The following is a 2,322-nucleotide window of genomic DNA, read 5'->3' on the forward strand; positions in this document are numbered from 1 at the left end:
CCCCGGAGGACCCGTACGCCATGCCCCAGCTCAGCCCCGCCACCCCCCGACTGTCGGTCCCCGTGCACGACCACATCACCGACGCCATGAAAGCCCCGGCCTTTCTCCGGCTCTCCGAGAACGTGGTGCTGGCCCGCTTCGAGACCATGAAGGTGTACGCGGCGCTCGGCGCCGTGCGCGAACTGCTCGAACGCGGCCGGGTCGTGCCCGGCCAGACCCTCGTGGACAGTTCCAGCGGCATCTACGCCCTCGCCCTCGCGATGGCCTGCCACCGCTACGGGCTGCGCTGCCACATCGTGGCCTCCACCACCGTGGACGCCACGATGCGCGCCCAGTTGGAGGTCCTGGGCGCGACCGTCGACCAGATGCCGCCGTCGCAGAGCCTGCGTCTGGACCAGGAGCGGCGCGTGCGCCACGTACGTCAACTCCTCGACGCCCGGCCGGACTTCCACTGGATGCGGCAGTACCACGACGGCGTCCACCACACCGGCTACCGCGAACTGGCCGCCCTGGCCGCCGCCGCGCTGCCGGGTGAGGACCTGACGGTCGTCGGCACCGTCGGCACGGGCGCCTCCACCGGCGGACTCACGCGGGCGCTGCGCGCCGACGGCCGGTCCGAGGGCCGCACGGTACGGCTGGTGGGGATACAGCCGTTCGGCAGCGTGACGTTCGGCAGCGAGGGCTTCAGCGACCCGGACGCGATCATCGCGGGCATCGGCAGCTCCATTCCCTTCGGGAATGTGCGCCACGAGCTGTACGACACGGTCCACTGGCTCGACTTCCGGCACGCCATGGCCGGCTCCGTCGCGCTGCTGCGCCGGCACGCGGTGTTCGCGGGACTGTCCACCGGCGCCGCGCATCTCGTCGCCGCGTGGGAGGCGGCGCGCGATCCGCACCGTACGCATCTCGTCCTCGGCGCGGACACCGGACACCGTTACGCCGAGCGGGTGTTCGCCCGGCACACGGAGGCGTCCGACCCGAGCGCGCTGAAACCGGAGCGGATCGACGAACTCGCCGAACTGCGCCCGCCCTGGGCCGTGATGGAGTGGGCGGGCCGCCCCGCGCCGCCCAACGCCGTCGTCCCACCGGATGTCCTGGCGCCCGAGAGCGAGGCGGGCCGATGACCATCGCCGCACTGGAAGCCCTCTCCTTCGGCCTCGGCCGTACGGCACGGGCCGCCCGCGCCGCCGGGCACCGGTTCGTGCTGCTGACCGGCGACCGCGCCGTGTACCGGCACGAGTTGGCGACCGAGAGCGGGGTGGACGTCATCGACGTCGACACCTTCGACCCGGACGCCGTACGCCGCGCACTCGCGAGCCTGACCGACCTCGCCGGGCTGATCAACACCACGGACACCTGGAGCGCGCCCGCGGCCGACCTCGCACAGGAACTCGGACTGCCGGGTCCGGATCCGGAGGCCGTAAAACTTCTTCGTGACAAGGCGCGCGTACGGCAGACCCTGCACCGGGCGGGGTTGAGCGCCGGGACGTCGGTGGTGCTCGAACCCCGCGCGGACAGTGCCGAGTTGGTGCGCGAGGGCGTCGGGCTGCCCGCCGTGCTGAAGGTGTCGGCCGGGACGTCGTCGCGGGACGTGTGGATCGTGCACGACGAGGAGGCGCTGGCGGCGGCCCTGGCGGAGGCCGAGGAGCGTGCGCAGGCGCCGGGCGGACAGGGGCTGAACGGGCGGCTGTTCGCCGAGCCCTTCCTCGCCGGGCCGCTCTACAGCGCCGAGACCCTGAGCTGGCAGGGGCACACCCGGCTGCTCGGCGTCCTGAGCCGGCAGACCTCGCGCCGCCCCGCCGTACGGGAGGAGGCCGCCGCTTTCCCGGTGGCGCTGCCGGCCGACGAACTCGCCACGGTCGAGCGGTGGGTGGCCGACATACTCGCGGCGGCCGGGCACGACCAGGGCTTCGCCCACGTCGAGTTCGTCCTCACCCGGCGCGGACCGGAACTGGTCGAGATCAACCGCAGGATCGGCGGCGCCCTGGTCGCCGAGGCCATGTGCCGCACGCTCGACGTGAATGTCTACGAGGCGCTGGTTGACGTCACGCTCGGCCGCCGCCCCCGCCTCCTGGACGCGCCGCTGCGACCGACAGGACCGGCCGTCGCGTTCGTCCTCGTGTACGCGGACGAGCCGGGCGTCCTGGAGGGGTGGGCCGGCCTGGAGGGGCTGAACGCCTTTCCGGGGGAGGTGAGTTGGTACCCGGTGCGGGCGCCCGGCGACGCCGTGCAGCACGTGGGGGACCAGCGCGGGTGCACGGGCATGGTGCTCGCGCAGGCCCCGACGGCGGAGCTGGCGCAGCACCGGGTACCAACTCACCT

At 73.4% G+C, this 2,322-nt stretch carries 2 protein-coding genes; both read left to right on the forward strand.

Annotated features, from left to right (window positions below; all coding sequences use genetic code 11):
- Positions 1–20: 20 nt before the first annotated feature.
- Positions 21–1,124, forward strand: a complete 1,104-nt coding sequence (locus BHU15_RS29905; RefSeq protein ID WP_069630017.1) for a pyridoxal-phosphate dependent enzyme — start codon at positions 21–23, stop codon at positions 1,122–1,124.
- A partial coding sequence (locus BHU15_RS29910) for an ATP-grasp domain-containing protein (protein ID WP_069630016.1) occupies positions 1,121–2,322 on the forward strand: 1,202 nt, incomplete at its 3' end. The genes BHU15_RS29905 and BHU15_RS29910, both read left to right, overlap by 4 nt.

The sequence above is a fragment of the Streptomyces niveus genome, from assembly GCF_001723055.1.
GTDB classification, from domain to species: Bacteria; Actinomycetota; Actinomycetes; order Streptomycetales; family Streptomycetaceae; genus Streptomyces; species Streptomyces niveus.

What these genes read in the sequence shown, in the direction of transcription:
- BHU15_RS29905 (WP_069630017.1), top strand. Translation starts at nt 21, where the DNA reads ATGCCCCAGCTCAGCCCCGCCACCCCCCGACTGTCGGTCCCCGTGCAC.